At 26.6% G+C, this 22,668-nt stretch carries 20 protein-coding genes and 1 pseudogene; all 21 read left to right on the top strand.

The window, feature by feature from the left end; genetic code table 11:
* A pseudogene (locus BUA62_RS08915) lies at window positions 1-230 on the top strand (AAA-like domain-containing protein); the annotation flags it as partial.
* 47 nt (window positions 231-277) lie between these two features.
* Entirely contained in the window at window positions 278-619 is a 342-nt protein-coding gene (locus BUA62_RS08910) for an Asp23/Gls24 family envelope stress response protein (RefSeq protein WP_072865563.1), read from the top strand.
* 13 nt (window positions 620-632) lie between these two features.
* Complete coding sequence (locus BUA62_RS08905) at window positions 633-2,282, top strand: DAK2 domain-containing protein (RefSeq protein WP_072865561.1); 1,650 nt, start codon at window positions 633-635, stop codon at window positions 2,280-2,282.
* A 12-nt stretch (window positions 2,283-2,294) separates the two neighbouring features.
* Window positions 2,295-3,152, top strand: coding sequence for a glycine--tRNA ligase subunit alpha (locus BUA62_RS08900; protein WP_072865557.1), 858 nt, complete (start codon window positions 2,295-2,297; stop codon window positions 3,150-3,152).
* On the top strand, window positions 3,145-5,178 hold the full coding sequence (gene glyS, locus BUA62_RS08895) for a glycine--tRNA ligase subunit beta (RefSeq protein ID WP_072865555.1): 2,034 nt from the start codon (window positions 3,145-3,147) through the stop codon (window positions 5,176-5,178). The genes BUA62_RS08900 and glyS overlap by 8 nt, the downstream gene beginning before the upstream one ends.
* A gap of 282 nt (window positions 5,179-5,460) precedes the next feature.
* Window positions 5,461-6,582: a TM0106 family RecB-like putative nuclease gene (locus BUA62_RS08890; RefSeq protein WP_072865553.1), complete on the top strand. Its 1,122-nt coding sequence runs from the start codon at window positions 5,461-5,463 to the stop codon at window positions 6,580-6,582.
* A complete protein-coding gene (gene era, locus BUA62_RS08885; RefSeq protein WP_072865551.1) occupies window positions 6,579-7,481 on the top strand; it encodes a GTPase Era in 903 nt (300 codons plus the stop codon). Before BUA62_RS08890 ends, era begins: the two co-directional genes overlap by 4 nt.
* Window positions 7,482-7,647: 166 nt before the next feature.
* A complete protein-coding gene (locus BUA62_RS08880) occupies window positions 7,648-9,543 on the top strand; it encodes a nucleoside-diphosphate sugar epimerase/dehydratase (protein ID WP_072865548.1) in 1,896 nt (631 codons plus the stop codon).
* A 12-nt stretch (window positions 9,544-9,555) separates the two neighbouring features.
* The gene (locus tag BUA62_RS08875; RefSeq protein ID WP_327037257.1) at window positions 9,556-10,170 is read left to right on the top strand and encodes a sugar transferase; all 615 of its coding nucleotides are present in this window, start codon (window positions 9,556-9,558) and stop codon (window positions 10,168-10,170) included.
* Window positions 10,171-10,179: 9 nt separating this feature from the next.
* On the top strand, window positions 10,180-10,818 hold the full coding sequence (locus tag BUA62_RS08870; protein WP_072865546.1) for an acetyltransferase: 639 nt from the start codon (window positions 10,180-10,182) through the stop codon (window positions 10,816-10,818).
* A 1-nt stretch (window position 10,819) separates the two neighbouring features.
* Window positions 10,820-11,992: a LegC family aminotransferase gene (locus tag BUA62_RS08865; RefSeq protein WP_072865543.1), complete on the top strand. Its 1,173-nt coding sequence runs from the start codon at window positions 10,820-10,822 to the stop codon at window positions 11,990-11,992.
* A 19-nt stretch (window positions 11,993-12,011) separates the two neighbouring features.
* The gene (locus tag BUA62_RS08860; RefSeq protein WP_072865540.1) at window positions 12,012-13,865 is read left to right on the top strand and encodes a heparinase II/III domain-containing protein; all 1,854 of its coding nucleotides are present in this window, start codon (window positions 12,012-12,014) and stop codon (window positions 13,863-13,865) included.
* Window positions 13,862-15,076, top strand: coding sequence for a glycosyltransferase family 4 protein (locus BUA62_RS08855; RefSeq protein WP_072865538.1), 1,215 nt, complete (start codon window positions 13,862-13,864; stop codon window positions 15,074-15,076). Before BUA62_RS08860 ends, BUA62_RS08855 begins: the two co-directional genes overlap by 4 nt.
* 14 nt (window positions 15,077-15,090) lie before the next feature.
* Window positions 15,091-16,359 (top strand): nucleotide sugar dehydrogenase, encoded by a 1,269-nt coding sequence (locus BUA62_RS08850; RefSeq protein WP_200782397.1) that lies wholly within the window; start codon window positions 15,091-15,093, stop codon window positions 16,357-16,359.
* Complete coding sequence (locus BUA62_RS08845; RefSeq protein WP_072865536.1) at window positions 16,356-18,470, top strand: bi-domain-containing oxidoreductase; 2,115 nt, start codon at window positions 16,356-16,358, stop codon at window positions 18,468-18,470. The genes BUA62_RS08850 and BUA62_RS08845 overlap by 4 nt, the downstream gene beginning before the upstream one ends.
* An 8-nt stretch (window positions 18,471-18,478) precedes the next feature.
* Window positions 18,479-19,597, top strand: a complete 1,119-nt coding sequence (locus tag BUA62_RS08840) for a glycosyltransferase (protein ID WP_072865535.1) — start codon at window positions 18,479-18,481, stop codon at window positions 19,595-19,597.
* Window position 19,598: 1 nt separating this feature from the next.
* Window positions 19,599-20,111 carry an acyltransferase gene (locus BUA62_RS11950; protein ID WP_072865533.1) on the top strand — a complete coding sequence of 171 codons (513 nt, stop codon included), beginning with the start codon at window positions 19,599-19,601 and terminating at the stop codon, window positions 20,109-20,111.
* Between the two features lie 84 nt (window positions 20,112-20,195).
* On the top strand, window positions 20,196-21,551 hold the full coding sequence (locus BUA62_RS08830) for a hypothetical protein (protein ID WP_072865531.1): 1,356 nt from the start codon (window positions 20,196-20,198) through the stop codon (window positions 21,549-21,551).
* Between the two features lie 298 nt (window positions 21,552-21,849).
* Window positions 21,850-21,993 carry a transposase gene (locus tag BUA62_RS11845; protein ID WP_268776013.1) on the top strand — a complete coding sequence of 48 codons (144 nt, stop codon included), beginning with the start codon at window positions 21,850-21,852 and terminating at the stop codon, window positions 21,991-21,993.
* 97 nt (window positions 21,994-22,090) lie between these two features.
* The gene (locus BUA62_RS11945; RefSeq protein ID WP_143148359.1) at window positions 22,091-22,300 is read left to right on the top strand and encodes a transposase; all 210 of its coding nucleotides are present in this window, start codon (window positions 22,091-22,093) and stop codon (window positions 22,298-22,300) included.
* Window positions 22,301-22,326: 26 nt separating this feature from the next.
* Window positions 22,327-22,668 (top strand): ISL3 family transposase (locus BUA62_RS08815; protein ID WP_072865529.1); only part of this gene is annotated, 342 nt, incomplete at its 3' end.

Below are 22,668 nucleotides of genomic sequence, written 5' to 3'. Positions count from 1 at the left end.
ACCAAGAATACTTAATAGAAGTAAAAGCAAATATAACAGGAAATGATTATGAAAAATCAAAAAAACAAATAAAAGAATATATAAAAAGAAAAGGGTTAAAAGCGGGATGGCTGGTTATTTATTCAGATACAATAAAAGATTTCGAATATATAACAGAAGAAGAAAATGGAGTCAAATTACATATTTGGTTTATAAAAACTAATTTTGAAAGTCCATCGAAAATAAATTAAAAAACAGAAAAACAATAATAAAGAAAATAACCTTTGGAGGTGTTAATATGATAGTTGAAACAGAACTTGGTACAGTAACCATAAAACCGGAAGTTTTCAATGAAATAGTATATAGAGCAGCATTAGAATCATACGGAACAGTAGATATAGGAAAAGGTGGTTTTTTGAACAAATTAGCATCAGTATTACAAAAGCCACAGGAAAAAGGTGTTGAAATAATAGAAGAAAACAACAGAGTCATAATAAACCTATATATTTATATGGAATATGGTCTACCTTTAAAAAGAGTAGCTGCAAACGCTCAAGAAAATGTTTATCACAGAATAAAGGAAGCCTTGGGGGATGTCGATGTAGTGGTTAATGTAAAAGTCGTAGGAATAAAATCGTAAAGAGGTGAATGAAATGACGGAATTAAAAGCAAAAGACTTTTATGTGGCATTCAAAAAGGCTGCCGAAATTTTACTAGTGAACAAGGATGAAATAAACGCATTAAATGTATTCCCAGTTCCAGATGGCGACACAGGTTCAAACATGACATCTGGTATGTTGGAAGCCTGTGAATGGTTAGACAAAGTAAAAAACAAAGACAAAATAAAAGATATAATGAAAAACATGCGTGACGGGTTATTAATGGGAGCCAGAGGAAACTCTGGAGTTATTCTTTCACAAATATTCAGAGGGTTTACAGAAACATTAGAAGATAAAGAAACAGTAACAACAAAGGATTTCATAGAAGCATTGAAAAATGCAAAAGACGTTGCATATCATGCAGTAATAAAACCAGTAGAAGGAACAATGCTCACATTAATAAGAAAATTGGCAGAAAGAGCAGAAAATGAATTATCAGACATAAAAAACTTCGAAGAATTTTTAGATAGATTATACGAAATTTCTGAAGAAATAGTAGAAGAAACCCCAAGATATTTAAAAAAACTAAGAGATGCCAATGTTGTAGATGCTGGAGCTAAAGGGGTAAGTTATATAATAAAAGGGTTCAGAGATGCAATAAGAGGAGACACAGAAATAAACCTAAAAGAAATAGAAAACGCTTCTCCAGAAGAAATAAGAGAAATAGCATATGAAGAAATAAAATTCCAGTATTGTACAGAATGTGTTTTAAAATTAAAGGACCCAGAAATATCAAAAGACGACATAAATAAAATAAGAGCATTCTTAGAAGAAATTGGCGATTCAATAGTATTAGTCCATCAGGGAGAATTTCTGAAAACACATGTTCACACAAACAGACCAGGAAAAGTATTTGAAGAGTTCCTGGAATACGGAGAATTATACAAAGTAAAAGTAGACAATATGAAAGTACAACATGAACACGTTGTAGAATCAGAAAAAGAAGAAAAAGAAGAAAAAGAGGAAAATTATGAATCAAACAATGAAAATTGGGGAATAATTACAGTATCTCCAGGAGAAGGCTTAACAAAAATATTCAAAAGCCTTGGTGTAGATAAAGTTATTCATGGCGGACAAACAATGAACCCCAGCGTAAAAGATTTCATGGACGCTATAGAAACATTACCACAAAAGAAAATATTAATCCTACCAAACAATCCCAATATAATATTAACAGCAGAAAAAATAGCTGACATGGTTGAAGATAGAGAAATTTTGGTAATAAAAACAAAATATATACAAGAAGGAGTTTCAGCATTATTAGCATTTGATGATAATATGAGCTACGAAGAATTAAAAGACGCAATAGAATCAGAAATATCTGGAATATTACCAATACAAGTAACATATGCAATAAGAGATTCAGAAATATCTGGAGAAAAAATCAAAAAAGACGAATATCTTGTATTTGTCGGAAAAGAATTAGCCAGCCATGGCTTTGATTTAAATGAAGTTGTATTAAAAGTATTAAAAGAAAAAATCAACGATGGTTATGAAATAATGACAATGTTCTATGGTCAAGATGTTGAAATAAAAACAGCAGAACTAATAGCAAATGAATTAATGGAAGAATATCCTGATTTAGAAGTAGAAATACACAATGGCGGGCAACCTCATTACCCATTATTAATCTCACTGGAATAGGGAGGAATTGACTTGTATATACAGGATTTAATATTAAAATTGGATAAATTTTGGTCAGAATATGGTTGCGTAATAGACCAACCATACGACATGGAAATGGGGGCAGGCACATATCACCCATCAACATTTTTCAGAACATTAGGAGAGGATCCATTTAACGTTGCATTTGTTCAACCAAGCAGAAGACCAACAGACGGAAGATATGGTGAAAATCCAAATAGAATGCAAAGATTTCATCAATATCAAGTAATATTAAAACCATCGCCAAAAGATTCTCAAGAAATATATATAGAATCATTAAAAGCAATAGGTATAGATCCATTAGAACATGACATAAGATTCGTAGAAGACAACTGGGAATCCCCAACATTAGGAGCATGGGGAATAGGTTGGGAAGTATGGCTTGATGGAATGGAAATAACCCAATTCACTTATTTCCAGCAAATGGGTGGAATACCATTAAAACCAATTTCATTAGAAATTACATATGGAATTGAAAGATTAGCCATGTATTTACAAGGAAAAGATAACGTATACGAAACAATGTGGAATAAAAATGTTCCATATGGAAAATTATTCAAAGAAAACGAAAGACAGTTCTCTATATTCAACTTTGAAAAAGCAAACACAGAAACATTATATAATCTATTTAACACATACAAAAATGAATTTGAAGCATTAATAGAAGAAAAATTATATTTACCAGCATATGATTATCTGGTAAAAGCTGCACATTCATTTAATCTTCTTGATGCAAGAAACGCTATAAGCGTTAATGAAAGGCAAAAATATATATTATTAATCAGAGATATGGCAAGAAAAACAGCCCGAACATACCTGGACGCAATAGGGGGCGATGAAAATGATTAAATCAATATTAGAAATAGGCGTTGAAGAATTACCATCAAGTGAATACGAAAATATAATACAACAATTATATACATACACAGAAGAAGAATTAAAAAATAGAAACATCTCATATTCCAAACTCCAGGTGTTCATAGCGCCAAGAAGATTTGGAATATCGTTAGAAGGATTGCCAGAAAAAGAACCAGACAGAACAATAGAAAGAAAAGGTCCTGCAAAAAAAGTATCATTTGATGAAAACGGAAATCCAACAAAACCATATCAAGGTTTTTTAAGATCATTACAAAATGAAAAATATGAAATAGAAGAAAAAGAATTTAAAGGAAACACCTATATTTTTGCAAAGATAAAAAAAGAGGGTAAAAAAATATCAGAAAGTCTTGCAGAAATATATCCAAAAATAATAAAAAAATTAAAATTCAAAAAGCCAATGCGATGGGGAAATGGCAAACATGAGTTTATAAGACCAGTGCACTGGATATTAGCATTATTAGATTATGAAATAATAGATTTTGAAATATTTGGAATAAATTCATCAAGAAAAACATATGGACATAGATTCCTTGGAAAAGGTGAAATATCCATAACCCATCCTGACAAATATTTTGACAATTTAAGAGAAAACTTTGTTATTGCCGATTATAACGAAAGAAAAGAAAGAATAATAAAAGAATTAGAAACAGTATCAACAAATAACGAATTAGAAATAGAAAAAGACGAAGAATTAATAAATGAAATAACACAATTAACAGAATATCCAGGTGCAGTAGTGGGGAAATTCAACGAAGAATATTTAACTCTACCAGAAGAAGTAATAAAAATCACAGTAAAACATCATCAAAGAAGTTTTGTTGCAAAAAAAGAAAACAAAATAACAAACTATTATATAGCATTCCAGGATGGATTAGCAGAAGAAAAAAATGTAATAAACGGTTATTCAAGAGTAATAAACGCAAGGCTCGATGATGCTAAATTTTATTACGAAGAAGATTTAAACACTCCTCAAGACACATATTTATCAAAATTAAATGAAATAACATATCAAGCAGGATTAGGTACATATTTAGACAAAGTGAAAGCATTAAAAGAAATTGCTAAATTAATAGCAGAAAGATTAAATTACAAAAACGAAAACTTACTAACTGCAGCAGAATTATCAAAAATAGATATACCTTCACATATAGTATATGAATTCACAGAATTGCAAGGAACAATGGGAAGAATATATTTAAAGCATCATAACTTCCCTGAAGACATATATATTGTTCCAGAAGAACATTATAAACCTGTAGAAGAAAGTGACGATTTACCAACAGAATTAAATTCATTAATAATATCCTTAGCCGATAAATTATTTGACATTGTGGGATTTTTCGGCATAAAGAAAATACCAACAGGTTCAAAAGACCCATTTGCACTTAGAAGAAAGGCATATGGAGTTTTAAGAATAATTATAGAAAACAATTGGGATATAGACCTAAATGAAATAATGAAAGAAATTGCTAAAATTATAAATGTTGAATATCTTGAAAAAGAAATCGCAGATTTCTTTAAAGGTAGATTTGAAACATATCTTTCTAAAAAAGATATAACAACCGATGTGATAAATACAGTCACAGTAAATTGGAACAAACCATTAAGAGCATTATTATCAGCACAAGCATTAAACAACGTTGTAAATTCAGAAGACTTTAAAGTATTTATCAAAACATTCCAAAGAGTACAAAACATCTCAAGAAAACACAATTCTTTAAAGTATGATGGCAGACTTTTCAAAGAAGATGCAGAAAAAGTATTATTTGATGCATATTTAACCACAAAAGGGAAATTAGAAGAAAAAATAGAACATTTAAACTACGATGAAGCAATTGATGAATTGCTTAAATTAAGGAACAACATAGATAATTATTTTGATAATGTTTTTGTTATGGATAAAGATGAAAGCATAAGAATGAACAGACTTGGATTTTTAAAGAATGTTGCTAATTTATTCTTAGAATTTGGTGATATTGAAAAATTATATAGTTAAAGACTTTGAAAATAAAAGTAATTATTAATTTTGAAATTATTAGATTTTTTAAATTTTATATGTAGCGAAGACTTGAAAATTCCCGAATGGAAGGATTACGTGAGCCGTCAAAATCACACGGATGTGATTTTGAGCGCAGCCGAGCATGGATGCGAGTCTAAGCGACGGCGGCAAGTAATTCTGTAATGAGGAAAAAGAATTTTCCGTCTGAGTGAATATAAAATAAAAAATCTAATACAAAATTAAAAATTAAAAAACGCAGATAGAAGTGGAGCTGGAAAAATGAAATTAGACCTATTAAATTATCGCAACATAAAAAAGTGTCAATCCTTTGTCCCAATATACAAAAGACCAACAAACTACATTCAACTAAACTATGAAGGAATTGACATCATAGCCAGCTATGATGATTATGACCACAGAAGAAAAACCATAAAATTTTCAAGAGAGTCAAGAAAACTAAAGTTAAACCATATATACCATATAATAACAGTATATCTTTACTTCAAAAACAAAGGAAAAGAAATAAGAGGTGTAGAGGTAACCCTTGAAAACAAGGTTCATTACTTCTCAGAAAGATGGATATTAAGAAAAATGCCATTATTAAAAAAAGAAATAGAACAATTCAAAATACCAAAAGAAAGAACACCTGGAAATTATTGCAAATTCTGTAAAATAAAACAACAATGCCATCAGGAATTTATAAAAAAAGGCGATATATCTGTTGTACCAGGAATATCAAAAAGTTATTTAAAACTATTAAGGGAAATAAATGTAAATCCAATAAAAGCTGTAGAGTCAAATAAAATAGAACAAGTGCCACCACAATTCAGAAAACCTTTGTATAATCTAAAATCATTGCTAACAAACAAACCTATAATTATAGAAAAATTCGAAATACCAAAAAAATATATAGTATATGATGTAGAAACATACAGAGACCTTGATTTCCTTCATGGAATTTTAATAAAAGGCAAATACAAAGCATTTTTAAATGTTGAAAATACAGATGATAATTTAGAAAGATTCCTTCAGTTTATAGATTCCACAAAAGAAATAATAGTCCATTATGATGTATATGATATAAAAAGATTGCAAATGATAACAAAAAATATATCTCATTTATACAAATATCTATATAGAATAGAAGATAGGTCATACGACTTATACGAAAAAATACAAAAAAATATATCATTACCAGTCACATCATATTCATTAAAAGATATAAGCAAATACTTTGGTTATAAATGGCAAACAGATTTAAATGGATATGCCATATTTATCGAATACAAAAATTATTTAAGAGGACATAAAGAAAGCCTCGAAAAAATTATAAAATACAATGAAGATGATTGCCGTTCAACGGCAATGATACTTGAAAAACTCAGGGAGTTGATGAAATGAAGAGCGGCTTTGTGGCAGTTGCAGGCAAACCAAATGTAGGAAAGTCAACATTAATAAATGCATTAATGAAAAGAAAAGTGGTTATAGTTTCAGATAAACCACAAACAACAAGAAATAGAGTTAATTGTATATTAAACACACAAGATGCACAGATAGTGTTAGTAGACACACCGGGTATTCACAAACCATTACACAAATTCGGTGAATACATGGTAAAAATAGCAGTAAATGCTTTAAAAGGGCAAGACCTAATATTATTTCTAATAGATCCAATAGATAAAATTAGAGAATCAGATTTAAACATAGCAAAAATAATAAAAGAATCAAAAATACCAACAATATTAGTAATAAACAAAATAGACTCAGCAACACCAGAACAAATAAAAGAGGCAGAAGAAAGAATAAAAACAGTATTAGATAAAAATTCAAACATAATTGCAGAATTCAAAATTTCTGCATTAACAGGTGAAAACCTTTCTGAATTATTAGAAAAAATAATAGATACATTACCAGAAGGGCCACAATATTACCCAGAAGATATGACAACAGACAGACCTTTAGCATTCATGATTTCAGAATTAATTCGTGAAAAAATATTTCATTTAACCTCAGAAGAAATCCCACACTCCACAGCAGTAGTTGTGGAAGAAATAACTAACAAAGAAGATTTAGTTTACATAAGAGCAGAAATATATATTGAAAGACAGTCGCAAAAAGGAATAATCATAGGTCAAAAAGGGAGAATGATAAAAAAAATAGGGATGCTTGCAAGAAAAGATATAGAAATGTTATTAGATGATAGAGTATACCTCGACTTATATGTTAAAGTAAAAGACAAATGGAGGCAAAAAGATTCAATAATAATGAACACAATAGGCTTAAAAAATGATTTACAATAAGAAACCAACATTAACTTCAAATAAAATTAATATATCACTTGATATATTAATAAAAAAAAAAGAATTAACAACTTCTGCAAGGTATTGAAATTAAACGTAATTTAATGTATAATTTTGTGGTGGAGATGGGATATTATCAAAGTATTAGTGTAAAGGAAATGATAGAATGGAAAGATTTGATTATCAAAAAAAACATAAATATCAAATAACAATTAGAACGATAATATTATTAATTCTTGATATAATATTTGTTAATACTTCCTATTATCTTGCATTATCATTAAGATTTGATAATAATATTCCAGCAGAATATATTAAAATATATACATTTTCTTCTATATATATCACTGCTATAATGATTACAACTTTTTTCATTTTTCATTTATATAAAAGTCTATGGAGATATGCAAGCATTGATGAAATGCTTTCAGTTGTAGAAGCAAATATTATAGGAACATTTATAAATTTTCTTATATCTTTATTTTTTAAACAAAGTCTTCCAAAAAGCGTTTATTTAATTGCCTTATTAATCTCAATAGCTTTAGTAGGAGGTTCAAGGTTTTCATATAGAGCTTTAAGAAGAACAAAACAAAAAATTGTGAAAAAAAATAATTTAACAAAAAATGTTTTAATAATTGGTGGAGGACAAGCAGGATCTATAGTTATTAAAGAAATATTAGAATCGCCAAATTTAAACAAAAATATTGTTGGAGTAATTGATGATGACGATAGAAAAGTTGGAAGAAATATCCATGGTATAACAGTATTAGGTGGAAGAGATAGCATAATAAAATTTACTAAAGAATTTGATGTTGATGAAATAATAATAGCATTACCGTCTGCGCCAAAAAGTGAAATAAAAGAGATTATAGAAATATGTAAAGAAACTTCTGCAAAATTAAGAATTTTACCTGGTGTATATGAATTAATTGATGGAAAAATAGATATTCAAAAAATAAGAGATGTTGAAATTGAGGATTTGTTAGGAAGAGAGCCGGTAAAGATAAATATAGAAGAAGTTGCTCACTACTTAAAAGATCAGATAATAATGATTACTGGTGGCGGTGGCTCAATAGGTTCTGAATTGTGTAGACAAATAGCAAAATATGACCCAAAAAAATTGATTATATTAGATATGTATGAAAATAATGCATATGATATTCAAAATGAATTGAAAATGACATACGGAAATGAATTAAATTTAGAAACAGTTATAGCAAATATTAGAGATAAAGAAAGGATAGAAGAAATATTTAAAAAATATAAACCTAATTTAGTTTTTCATGCTGCCGCATATAAACATGTGCCATTAATGGAAGCTCATCCAATGGAAGCAATAAGAACAAATGTCTTTGGAACATTGAATTTAGTAGAATTAGCAGATAAATATAATGTAAAAAAGTTTGTTTTAATATCCACAGATAAAGCTGTAAATCCAACAAATGTTATGGGAGCAACGAAGAGAATTGCAGAAAAAATAATACAATCTTTTAGTAAAATAAGCAAAACAGAATTTGCAGCAGTTAGGTTTGGTAATGTTCTTGGAAGTAACGGGTCTGTGATTCCATTATTTAAAAGACAAATAGCAAATGGTGGTCCTATTACAGTTACACATCCTGATATAATAAGATATTTCATGACAATACCAGAAGCTGTACAATTAGTTTTACAGGCTGGAGCACTAGCAAAAGGTGGAGAAATTTTTGTACTTGACATGGGAGAACCAGTGAAAATAATAGATTTGGCAAAAGATTTAATAAAATTATCAGGGTTTGAACCAGATGTTGATATAAAAATAGAATTTACGGGATTAAGGCCAGGAGAAAAATTATATGAAGAATTATTAATGGAAGAAGAAGGGTTGCAAAAAACAGCAAATGAAAAAATATTTATAGGAAAACCTCAACATATATCAAATGGTGAATTAATGGAACAACTAAAAAAATTAAAAGAAATATTGAAAACAAACAATATAAAATCATTAATAAATTGCATAAAAGAAATTGTTCCGACGTATAAAAAAGCTGAAAACGTTAATAATTTAAAAAATAAGGTGAGTTAATGGGGGAATAAAATGATTTATAGAAAATATATTAAAAGGATGCTGGATTTTTTGTTTGCAATAATTTTATTAATTATAACTTCTCCTATTATGCTTTTAGCAGCAATTGCCATAAAAATAGAAGATCCGAAAGGACCTATTTTATTTAAGCAAAAAAGACCAGGTAAAAATGCAAAAATTTTTACAGTTTATAAGTTTAGAACAATGAGAGTAGAAACAGAAAAAAATGGAAAAAAATTATCTGATATGGAAAGATTAACAAAAATAGGTTCTTTTTTAAGAAAAACAAGTATTGATGAATTACCACAATTGTTTAATGTCATAAAAGGAGAAATGAGTTTTATAGGTCCCAGACCATTATTAGTAGATTATTTGTCGTTATATTCAAAAGAACAAATGAGAAGACATGAAGTAATGCCAGGAATATCTGGATGGGCTCAAGTAAATGGAAGAAATGCAATATCCTGGGAAGATAAATTTAAATATGATGTTTGGTATGTTGATCATCTTTCATTTTTGTTGGATTTAAAAATATTTTTTATGACTGTTATTAATATTTTAAAGCAAGAAGGAATTAATAGTTCAAATAATGAAACTATGCCGTTTTTTGGAAATGAAAAAAATTGAGGGGATATAATGAGAAATCTTTTGATATTAGGAGCTGGAGGACATGGAAAAGTAGTTGCTGATATTGCTAGACAAATGAATTTTTGGGAGAATATATCTTTTTTAGATGATGATGAAAATAAAATTGGAAAATATATCAATAATTATAAAGTAATAGGAAAACTAAATGACTATATTCAATTAAAAAACAAATATGATTATGCATTTGTTGCAATTGGAAATAATAGAATACGATTAAAATGGGTAGAAATTTTAAAAACTAAAGAGTATAAAATTCCAATCATTAAACATAATAGTACAGTAATAGGTTTTGATGTAAATATAGGTATTGGAACAGTAGTAATGCCTGGAGTTGTGATTAACACAAAAACAAAAATAGGAATGGGAAGTATAATAAATACATCAAGCAGTATAGATCATGATTGTTATATTGATGACGGTGTTCATATATCACCAGGGGTTGTTTTAGGTGGAAATGTTTTTATTAATAAAGGAAGTTGGATAGGACTTGGCGCAAAAATAATAAATAATATTACGATTGGCAAAAATTCCATTGTTGCTGCGGGAGCAGTTGTAATAAATGATGTGCCAGATAATGTGATGGTAGTTGGGGTTCCAGCAAAAATTAAAAAGAAGTTGGAGGATTAATATGAGTAAATTTATCCCATTATCAGTACCAAATTTATCTTTAGATATACTTGAAAACATAAAAGAAACAATAGAAACAGGTTGGGTTTCAACTGGCGGAAGATTTATAAAAGAATTTGAAGAAAAAATTGCAAATTATGTTAAAGTAGAAAAAGCAGTTTCATGTCAAAGTGGTACAGCAGGGTTGCATTTAGCATTAAAAGTTTTAGATATAGGTTCAGATGATGAAGTTATAGTTCCAACAGTAACCTTTATAGCAGCTGTTAATCCAGTAAAGTATGTAGGTGCAGAACCAATATTTATGGATTGTGATGATACATTAAATATGGATATGGATAAGTTAGAAGAATTTTTAGAAAATGAATGTGATTATATAGATGGAAAAGTTATAAATAAAAAGAGTAAGAAAACAATAAAAGCTATCATTATTGTTCATGTTTTTGGAAATCCAGCAAATATGGAAAAATTAATGGAAATAAAAGAAAAATATAATTTAAAAATAATAGAAGATGCAACAGAAGCATTGGGGTCTTATTATAAAGAAGGTAAATATGCTGGAAAATATTGTGGAACAATAGGAGATATAGGAGTATATTCTTTTAATGCAAATAAAATTATTACAACCGGTGGCGGCGGAATGGTTGTATCTAATAATAAAGAATTATTAGATAAAGTAGAGTTTTTATCAGTTCAAGCAAAAACAGATCCTCTATATTTTATTCATGATGAAATAGGTTATAATTATAGAATGACAAACATCCAAGCAGCATTTGGAGTATCTCAAATAGATAAGTTAGAAGAATTTATTGAAACAAAAATAAAAAATTATAACATATATAAAAAAGTTATTGATGATATTGAAGGATTAACATTATTACCATTTAGAGATGATACAAGAGCAAATCATTGGTTTTATTCAGTAATAGTAGATAAAGAAAAATATGGTATTGATAGAGATGAATTGTTACGAAAATTAAATGATAAAAATATTCAAACAAGACCTCTTTGGGGATTAATACACAAACAAAAACCATATTTAAATAATCAAACATATAAAATAGAAAAAGCATATTATTATGAAAAGAATTTAATAAATATTCCATGTAGTAGTAATTTGAGTGAAGAAGATGTTGAGATAGTTATAAATGAATTAAAAAATAATCATTATAAATAAAAATAAATTTGAGGTGAACATGAAAAATAAAATTGTTTTTTTGGGAAAGATTTTTCATTTGTTTTTGAAAAAAATGGGTTTTTATAAGTTATTATATAAACCAAAATATAAGAATATGAAATATTTAAAAAAATCAAGAGAAATAACTGAAGAAAAGTTGAATAGCTTTTATAAAAATATAATGGATAAAGCGATTTATATTAATGAAATTGAATATTTTAATTTTTATAAGGATATTATTTTAGAGAAGGCAGATACATATTTAAATAATGAATTTTTGATATTTGATAAAAATTTTAAGTTTGAAAATAGTATTAAATGGAATATATCAGAAAATAATAATTTTTATCCTAATGCTCATTTTTCAAAGATATCTTTGAATTATAAAAAATTTGGTGATATAAAATACACCTGGGAGCTGAATAAATTATGGTATCTTCAATATTTAGCAATTGCCTTTTATTTAACTGGAAATAGAAAATATTCCCAAAAAATATTTAATGACATTAATAATTGGATAGACAATAATCCTCCAGAATTTGGAGTAAATTGGATAAACGATCAGGAAATATCTTATAGAATAATATCAGTTATTTATGCGCTTCAATTGATTAAAGAAGATATACCGACAAATTTACTTGAAAAATTATATTGGTTGTTTATTGAAAGTGGGAACCATATTAATAAAGAGATTGATTATACAATTAAGTATGTTCCGAATAATCATGTTATTGGAGCAGCTTCTGGATTATATTTAATATCTGAAATGCTTACTGGTAGTTATTATGAAGCGGATAAGTGGAATAAAAAATCAAGAAAAATTTTATTGAGATATATAGATATTTTTATAAATGAAGATGGAGCTTATGATTTACAATCACCAAATTATCATTTAGTGATTATATTATTTTTGATATCTATTTTTAATTTAAGTAATCAAGAATTAAAAAATATTATAAAGAGAACATTTATTAAATCCTTAGAATATTTTGAAACTGTTTCAGTAAATAAAATTATTCCTCAAATTGGAGCTTGGGATTCTGGAAGACCTTTAATAATATATTCTTTGCCAAAAGAAGATAGTATCGATTTATTATTAAGGTCAATGGAAAAAATTGTAAATTTTAAAGAAAATAATAATCAAAAAAAAGTGAATAAAAAATTTTTTTCATACAGTAATGGTATTAATATAATTGAAAATGGTAAAACTAAATTATTTTTTATAGCTGGAAATCATAAAATATTTTCTCAAAGACATGCAGATTATTTGGGTATATTGTTATATTATAAAAATATTGAAATTTTAGCTGATTCAGGAAATTTTAAATATAATGTTGAGGAAAAATGGAATAATTATTTTAGAGGAAGTTTTTCACATAATACATTTATTGTAGATAATATACCACTCAATATACCTGTTGGAACTTTTAGATGGAGTGAATATCCTGAAGCTAAAATACTAAATATATCTAATAGCGAAATTGAAGGGATAGTTGAAAATAAAAGCTATATTGCTAGAAGAAAAATAAAATTTATTAATGAAAATGAAATTCATATTGATGATTCCGTTGATAAATATAAAATTGATAGATTTAAAATTGTTAGATTTTTTCACTTTTCTAAAGAAGATAAAAATGATATAAAAATTATTAATAATCAAATTATATTGAAAATTAGGAATGTAAAAATAGAATTAGATTTTTTGCAAAACTCGAAAATAGAATTATTTTTTGGTAATAATAATCCTGTTTTTGGATGGAATTCAAAGAGATATGGGGGAAAACGTGGATCTCTTACAATTGTTCAATCAAATATTACTAAACTTAAAGAAGTAAACAAGGTGATGTTGAGAATAAAGGAGAATGAAAAATGAAAATATTGATTATACATGCATACTTTCTTGATGAGAATGATTTTGGTGGTTCGAGAATGAACGAATTAGTGAAAGTTTTGAAAAATCGAGGACATGACATTACGGTTATTTCAAGTGGAATAAACTATTCTACAGGTAAATCATATTCATATGTAAAAAAGATGTTTAATAATAGAAAAATATATGATTCCGTTGATTTGATAAGAGTTAAAATATCTGATTCTTATAATAAAAGTTTTTTAGGAAGATTAAAAGCGTATACAGAATTTACTTATAAAACTACAGGGAAAATTTTGAGTTTTAAAAAGCAAGATGTTGTTATTACAACTTCCCCACCTCTGTTTGTGGGAACACCAGGGTTATATGCAAAAAGATTTAAGAAAAGCAAGTGGATTTTTGAAGTGAGAGATTTATGGCCTGAATTTGCTGAAACTACTGGAGTAATAAAAAATAAAAAAATATTGAAATATTCTTATAACTACGAACGAAAAATGTATTATAAATCAGATGGGGTTGTTGTTTTAACTCCAGCATTTAAAAGAGATATTATTTCTAGATATCCTAAATTAGAAAATAAAATAAAAGTATTTACAAATGCAGCAGATTTTGATTCTGTATATTTTGATAAAGAAGCTAGAGAAAGAATTAGAAAAAAATATAATTTAAAAAACAAGAAAGTATTTATATACACAGGAGCCCATGGTTTAGCAAATGGTTTATGGCAAATAATAGAGGTGGCAAAAAGAATACAAGATAAAAAAGTTGTTTTTATGCTTGTTGGAGATGGAATGAAAAAGCAAGAATTAATCGATGAAGCAAAAAGATATGATTTAAAAAACATATTATTTATTCCACCCGTTTCAAAAAAAGATATTAAAGATTATATTAGTGCAGCAGATTATGGTATTTCTGTGTTAATTCCGAATAAAAGTTTTGAGAAAATATATCCTAATAAAGTATTTGATTATATGTCGTGTGAAAGACCTATACTGAATATAATTAAAGGGCAAACTGCTGAATTGATAAAAAAATCCAAATGTGGCGTAACTGCTGAACCAGGAGATATAGAAGATATTATTAATAAAATATATGATTTATTAGAAAAAGATGAAAAAGAGAATTTAGGTGAAAATGGTTATAATTACGTAAAGAAAAATTTTGATAGGAAAATTATAATGAATAATTATGTGGATTACATAGAATCTATTTGATTGGAGGAATAACGTTGAAAGAAAAAATACAAAATAGAGATTTAAAAATAACAATTGTTGGAATGGGATATATCGGATTACCAACAGCAATAACTTTTGCAAATGCTGGATTTAAAGTATATGGGTTTGATGTAAATGAAAATGTTATCAATACTTTGAAAAATGGTAAAATACATATAGTTGAACCAGATTTACAAGAAGCGTATGAAGAAGCCTTAAATTCCGGAAATTTAAAGCCTACTAATAAATTAGATAAATCAGATATCTTTATTATTTGTGTCCCAACGCCGTTTAAGAAGAATGAAAAGGAAAAAGTAGCGGATTTATCTTATGTTAAATCAGCTTCGGAAATGGTTTCAAAATATGTTGAAAAAGGAAATTTAGTAATATTAGAATCAACTGTTCCTCCAAAGACAACAGAAGAAGTAATGGGTAAAATAATTGAAAAAAATACAAACTTGAAAATTAACGCAGATTTTTATGTTGCGCATTGTCCTGAGAGAGTATTACCTGGAAAAATATTGTATGAATTAGAAAATAATGATAGAATAATAGGTGCTTCTAATAAATATGCAGAGAAAATAACAAAAGAATTATATGAAACAATATTAAAAAACGGAAAAGTATATACAACAGATACAATAACAGCAGAAATGTGTAAGTTGGTTGAAAATACATATAGAGATATAAATATAGCATTTGCAAATGAGCTTTCAATTATTTCAGATAAATTAGGAATAAATGTATTTGAATTAATAGAATTAGCAAATAAACATCCAAGGGTAAATATTTTAAAACCAGGAGCTGGAGTAGGTGGTCATTGTTTGGCAGTAGATCCTTGGTTTATAGTCGAAAAATTCCAAAAAGAAGCAAATTTAATAAGAACAGCTAGAGAAATAAATGATTATAAACCACATTACATAGTGGAAAAAATAGAAAAAGAAGTTGAGTATGATAAAAATAAAATTATCGGAATATTGGGATTAGCATATAAACCCAACATAGATGATTTAAGAGAAAGTCCTTCATTAGAAATAGCTCTAAATTTAAAGAAAAAAGGGTATACTGTTTACGGATGTGAACCATATTCAAAAGAAAAAAATATAAAAGGAATAGAAAACATATCTTTTGAGGAAATAGTTGAAAAATCTGATTATTTGGTTTTGACATTGTCTCATAATCAATTTTTAGAAAAAATAGATTTATTAAAATATAAAAATGTTTTTGATGTTATTGGAATAATAAATGAAAAATATAATAAAATTGGAGTTGAAACTAAATGAAACAAATATTTGCAGATGTAAAAACTGGAGAAACGTTAATACTAGATGTTCCAGCCCCATCATGTAAAAAAGATGGTATTTTAATTGAAACTTTATATTCTTTAGTAAGTGCTGGTACTGAAAGAATGTTAATAGATTTTGGTAAAAAAAATTTAATTCAAAAGGCAAAGGAAAGACCCGATCAGGTAAAAAAAGTTTTGGATAAAATGTTAACAGATGGAGTATTAACAACTTTAAAAGCTGCTTTTAACAAATTAGATGAACCATTACCATTAGGGTATAGTGCTGTTGGTAAAGTTATTGAAGTTGGAAAAAATTGTATAGAATTCCAAAAAGGTGATTTAGTTGCAATCGCTGGAGCAGCAAATCATGCTGAGATAAATTATGTTCCAAAAAATCTGGCTGTAAAACTGCCTAATAACTTTGAAAATTTAGAAGAAGCTGCTTTTGTTGCATTAGGTGCAATTGCTATGCAGGGAATAAAACAAGCAGAAATTCAACCTGGGGAAAAAGTTGCTGTAATTGGGTTAGGTTTATTGGGACAAATAGTGTCTCAAATATTAAATGCATATGGGAATATTGTAATAGGTATTGATATAGATGATTCCAAATATGAAATTGGTAAGGATTACATACACCATTTTATTAATTCAAATGAAGATGATGCAATTGAAAAAATAATGAATATAACAGATGGTTATGGTGTTGATAAAATTATCATTACAGCTGCAACGTCTTCAAATCAACCAATAGATTTTGCCGGGGATATAGCAAGAGATAGAGCTATTATTTCTATGGTAGGAGTAACTGGAATGAATATTCCACGACGTTCTTTTTATCAAAAAGAATTAACTTTTAGATTATCAAGATCATATGGGCCAGGAAGATATGATGAAAATTATGAAGAAAGAGGAATAGATTATCCTATAGGTTATGTTAGATGGACAGAAAATAGAATAATGCAAGAATTTATTAGATTGATATATGAAAAGAAAATAAATATGAAAAAATTAATAACTCATGAATTTGATATAACTGAGGCAAAAAAAGCATATGAATTAATTACCGATAATCCTAACAAGGAAAGATATACAGGAGTGTTGATAAAATACTCTGAAAATAAGAAAAAGTATAGTAGAACTATTAATATAACAAAAGAATTCAAAAAAGTTAATGGAAAAATTGGTATAGGCTTAATTGGAGCGGGAAACTTTGTAAAAAGCACTATGTTACCACATTTATCAAAAATAAATGATTTTGAATTAATAGGATTATCAACAGGTGGAAGTTCAAGTTCTGGTCAAACTATAAAGAAATATGAGTTTAAATATGCTACAACAGATTATACAGAATTACTAAAAGATGAAAATATAGATTTAATAATTATTGCAACGCCACATAATACACATGCCAAATTTGTAATTGAAGCTTTAGATGCTGGAAAACATGTATATGTTGAAAAACCTCTTGCAATAAATGAAGAGCAATTAGAAAAAGTAAAAGAAGCATATGAAAGAAACAATCAACATTTAATAGTAGGTTTTAATAGAAGATTTTCACCGTTTGCTCAATGGATAAAAAAAGAACTTCAAACAGATAAATTCACAACAATAGTTCAATATACTATAAATGCAGGAACGATATCGAAAGAACACTGGATAAATAATCCAGAAGTTGGTGGAGGAAGAATAATAGGAGAAGTGTGCCACTTTATTGATTTATGTCAATATATTGTAGGATCAGAAATTGAAGAAGCAGAAAAAGTGTTTATAACATCAAATTCTGAAAAATACATAAATAATGACAATGTTAGTATAAATTTAAAATTTAAAAATGGATCAATTGCAAATATTATATATACTTCCATGGGAACAAAATCATATCCAAAAGAAAATATAAGAATATTTACTAATGGAAATGTTGCAGAAATTCATAATTTTGTAAAAGCTGAAATATATAAGAACGGAAAAAAGAAAACAAAAAAGAAATTAGAGCAAGATAAAGGTTTTGTTAATGAGTATAAATATATAAGAGATATTATAAAAGGAAAAAGAGAAAATAATTATTTGACTTTTAATGAAATTTATCAAACTACATTAAGTAGTTTTTAGGTGATAAAATGGAATATGAATATTTTATTAATTTAGTTCCAATAAAAAGCGGTGGCGGGCTACAAAATGCTATTAATTTTATAATCGGATTTAATGAAATAGAAAAAAATAAAAATAAATATATTTTTCTTGTAAGTCATGATTATTTGGAACATTTATGTAAGATATATAATTTGAATTATAAAAGGATAAGTAATAGATTGTTTTTTGAAACTCTCTATTTTCTGAATAAGAAAAATAAAAAAATATTTACTTTATTTGGTGGGAAACCATTATTTTCTTATGGTAATAAAAACATAGTTGGGTTTGCTTATTCAAATTTATTATATCCTGAAATAGATTTTTGGGGATATTTACCTAGATCAAAAAGAATTATAAAAAAATTAAAAGATATATATAGATTTCTAATGATTATTAATGCAAATGAAATAATTTTTGAGACTGATCTTTTATTTGAAAAAGCAAAAAAAAATCGTTGGTTTAAAAATAAGAGATTATATGTAGTTAAGATGGCGGCTAATGCATTAGTGAAAGAAGTGAGATCTAAAAAAAACCCTTATTGTGAGAAATTAGCTAACAGTAACGAAAAATTCAAAATATTATATTTGGCTTCAAGCCATCCAAATAAAAGACAATTGAAGCTAGTTGAAATAGCGAAAGAGTTAAAAAAAATGAATAACAAGAAAATATTATTTATAACAACTATGCAAAAAAATAAGTATTATAAAGATTTTATTAATAAAATAAAAAAAGAATGTGTAGAAGAGTATTTTTTTAATTTTGGCATTATCCCTAATAAAGATGTTCCATATATAATATCTTGTTCAGATGCACTTATAAATATTGCAGTATTAGAAAGTTTTAGTAATAATTTTGTAGAAGCTTGGCAAATGAAAAAACCTTTATTTGTAACAAATGCAGATTGGGCAGTACATAATTGTAAAGACGCTGCGATATATTTGGATGTGGAAAATATAATGGAAACAACTAAAAAATTAATGAATTCAATAAATAATACCGTTTTTTTAGAAAAAATTGTAGCAAATGGAGAAAAGCGATTAAAAACTTTTTCTAATTATAAAGAAAAAGTTTTTAATTACCTAAATATTATAAAGGGGAATTTATAGAATGAAATATATGATAGTAGTTTGGTATGAATTTATTATGAAAATTCTATTTTCTTTACCTAGATTTAGAACTTTTAATTATATAAAAAAGTTATTTTTGAAAAGTATGGGAGCAAAAATTGGTAAAAGAGTTGTTTTTTATCCAGGTGTTTGGATATCTCCCGGAAAGAACCTAGTAATAGGAAATGATGTTGATATAGCGTTAGATGTCCTTATTACAACTTCTGGTGGGGTAAAAATAGGTGATAGAACTTTAATAGGATATAGGACGCAAATTATAAGTGCAAATCATAGAATTCCAAAAAATAGAGGAAAAATATTTTATTCTGGTCATGAGAGAAAGAAAGTGATAATAGGTAAAGATGTATGGATAGGTGCTAATTGTATAATTTTACCAGGAGTACATATAGGTGATGGGGCAGTAATTGCGGCGGGTAGTATTGTTACAAAAGATGTTCCTCAATATACAATTTATGGTGGAGTTCCAGCAAGGAAAATAAAAGATAGAATATAATTTTTTTTAGAATAAAATTTTTTTAGAATAATTAGAATAAGAAGTATATTTTATAAAACATAAATTTATAGATTGGAGAGGAATATGATTAAAAATATGTTTATTTTATTCAACATTTTAATTTTTGGTATGTCTTTTTTTATTTTTTATAACAATATATATATGCTACAGGGTGTTATTATCTTATTAGTAATAAATTTTCTTTATTATTATTTTTTTTACAAGAAAAAAAATGTAATATTCTTTATTTTTGCATTATATATATCAATATTATATATTCAATATGTATTAATTTATAAAAACCCAATTATGTTTATAAATTTTGGAATAAATTACTATTCATTAGAAAATGTTGAAAATTTAATGCGTTCTTTATATTCGGCTATTTTATTTTTTTGTGTTTTCTTTATAACATTATATTTATTGGATCAATTAAAAATAAAGAATTTTAATATTAAAAGTAAAGTAAAAAAAATAAGGATTAATATTAAACCATTTTATTTATTAATAATAATTTCAATAATAGAATTTTTAATTAGAAAAAAATTTAATATTGCTGTACCTGGTAAAAAATTGAAAATAGAAATACCTTATATTACAAATTTAATATATTATTCATTTATTGCAATTAAATTGATATTGTTAAAAAAATTAATAAATTTTTCAATTGTTGAACAAAAAAATACTTTTTACAGTTATATATATATTTTTATATATTCATTTCCAAGTATTTTGTTAGGATGGCGAGGGAGTTTTTTTTCTATTTTCAATATTTTCTTTTTATATAATCTAATAATTATGACATCTAAAAAGAGGAGGAAATTTATTATAAATACAATAATTTTAGGGTTTCCAATAGTTACTTTATCTATTTTTGTAGCAAGCATGATTCGGGGCTCTGCTTTAAACAAGAGTTCAAAATTATTTCATTTTTTAATAAATAGGTTTATCGGTTGGTCTGATAGTATAGCAATAGAAAATTATCTTAATAATGGTGGGAAATATGCTTTTAATTATTTATTTGAAGGCAAATATCCATCAATAGCATCATTTTATACAATTGTGGTTCGTGGTTATCCAGAAGGAGTTATTCATGCAAATTCACGACCTATTTTTTCTTCTTTGAAATTAGTATATGGAAATGTTGCTATTGTGTTTGGAGCAATTATTTTGAGTTTTTTGTTTTATTTTTTGGAAAATATTTTAAAACATAATCGATATAAATATTTAGAAAGAGAAGTTTTTTTGTGGGTATATGTTATCTATAGATCTTTTGAGGTGGTTGTTTTTGCAGGAGATTTTGATTCTTTTATTCAGCAAAATTTTGTTTTGATATTAGTATATCTATTTGTAAATTCTCATATTGTTTTTAAAATAGATCATATCATAAAGATAAAAGTAAAAATTCAGAACAATATTATGTTTAGTGCAAAAAGTTAAGAAAGGAGTATAATAAAAAAAGAAAAAAGAGGTATCCGAAATAAAAAAAATGGTAAAAAATGCAATGAAGAATTTAAAGAACAAATATAGTATTGCATGAAATGAAAAAGCATAATATTATTAGGCAGATAATATGGTAATAATGCATTATTTGTCAATTGAAAAATAGATCTTTGGAAGAAGTATAGGTTATTGTATATTTAAATGCTTCATTTCATTTTGTAAAGGTAGATGGTGTTGTAAAGAAAAAAGCATATATAATGTTATTGGTATTAACTTTGATGATTATAAGGATATTTTGGGTATATATATTGAAAAGACTGAATCTTCAAGATTCTGGATGGGTGTTCTAAATGATTTAAGAGCAATAGGTAATATTTTAATTGTCTCTGTTGGTGGCCTAATAGGTTTTGTTGATGCAATTCAAGCAGTTTTGCCATAAACCGAAGTTCAAATGTGCATAGTACATCATTTGAGAAATACATATTTAAATATGTTGCTCATAAGTGCAGAAAAACTATTGCTAAAGATTTAAACTCATATATCAAGCTTCAAGTCTTGGTGCTGCTGAGACTGCACTTGCAGAATTCAAAAAGAAATGGGATGAAACATATCCCATAGGAACACAAACATGGAAAAATAATTGGAACAAACTATCAGCTTACTTTAAATATTCAGAGCCTATTAAAAAGCAGATATGGCTCTTTCCAAAGAAAATTGACAAAGGAATGATAAAAATGTTAAAATAAAAGAAAAAGCGAAAGGGAAGAGCGAAATGAAAGAAATAATAAAAATGTTGGATAAAGATTTAAAGTATATAAAGCATGAAATAAAAGATGATACAATATATATTTATGTAAAATCAAAAAAGAAAAAAGCAAAATGTCCAGTATGTGGAGAAGAAACAGATAAAGTACATTCAAAATACACAAGAAGCTTTCAGGATTTACCAATAGGAGGAAAAAAGGTAACAATAATATTGGAAATGAGAATATTTAAATGTAAAAACAAAGAATGCAGCAAAAAAAGATTCACAGAAAAATTTGAATTTATACAAGGAAGAGCAAAAATGACAAAAAGATTAGAAGAAGAAATAGCAAATTTAGCTCAGAAAATG

This window comes from Marinitoga hydrogenitolerans DSM 16785 (assembly GCF_900129175.1).
GTDB lineage: Bacteria > Thermotogota > Thermotogae > Petrotogales > Petrotogaceae > Marinitoga > Marinitoga hydrogenitolerans.
The sequence above is the reverse complement of the archived record's forward strand: the minus strand, read 5'-3'. Positions and strand labels throughout refer to the sequence as shown.

Excerpts from the sequence above, each read along its gene's own strand:
- BUA62_RS08860 (WP_072865540.1), top strand. The coding sequence starts at position 12,012 with ATGAAAAATAAAATTGTTTTTTTGGGAAAGATTTTTCATTTGTTTTTG.
- BUA62_RS08865 (WP_072865543.1), top strand. The coding sequence starts at position 10,820 with ATGAGTAAATTTATCCCATTATCAGTACCAAATTTATCTTTAGATATA.
- BUA62_RS11950 (WP_072865533.1), top strand. The coding sequence starts at position 19,599 with ATGAAATATATGATAGTAGTTTGGTATGAATTTATTATGAAAATTCTA.
- BUA62_RS08875 (WP_327037257.1), top strand. The coding sequence starts at position 9,556 with ATGATTTATAGAAAATATATTAAAAGGATGCTGGATTTTTTGTTTGCA.
- BUA62_RS08840 (WP_072865535.1), top strand. The coding sequence starts at position 18,479 with ATGGAATATGAATATTTTATTAATTTAGTTCCAATAAAAAGCGGTGGC.
- BUA62_RS08890 (WP_072865553.1), top strand. The coding sequence starts at position 5,461 with ATGAAATTAGACCTATTAAATTATCGCAACATAAAAAAGTGTCAATCC.
- BUA62_RS08880 (WP_072865548.1), top strand. The coding sequence starts at position 7,648 with ATGGAAAGATTTGATTATCAAAAAAAACATAAATATCAAATAACAATT.
- BUA62_RS08845 (WP_072865536.1), top strand. The coding sequence starts at position 16,356 with ATGAAACAAATATTTGCAGATGTAAAAACTGGAGAAACGTTAATACTA.
- BUA62_RS08870 (WP_072865546.1), top strand. The coding sequence starts at position 10,180 with ATGAGAAATCTTTTGATATTAGGAGCTGGAGGACATGGAAAAGTAGTT.
- BUA62_RS08905 (WP_072865561.1), top strand. The coding sequence starts at position 633 with ATGACGGAATTAAAAGCAAAAGACTTTTATGTGGCATTCAAAAAGGCT.
- BUA62_RS08830 (WP_072865531.1), top strand. The coding sequence starts at position 20,196 with ATGATTAAAAATATGTTTATTTTATTCAACATTTTAATTTTTGGTATG.
- BUA62_RS08910 (WP_072865563.1), top strand. The coding sequence starts at position 278 with ATGATAGTTGAAACAGAACTTGGTACAGTAACCATAAAACCGGAAGTT.
- glyS (WP_072865555.1), top strand. The coding sequence starts at position 3,145 with ATGATTAAATCAATATTAGAAATAGGCGTTGAAGAATTACCATCAAGT.
- era (WP_072865551.1), top strand. The coding sequence starts at position 6,579 with ATGAAGAGCGGCTTTGTGGCAGTTGCAGGCAAACCAAATGTAGGAAAG.
- BUA62_RS08855 (WP_072865538.1), top strand. The coding sequence starts at position 13,862 with ATGAAAATATTGATTATACATGCATACTTTCTTGATGAGAATGATTTT.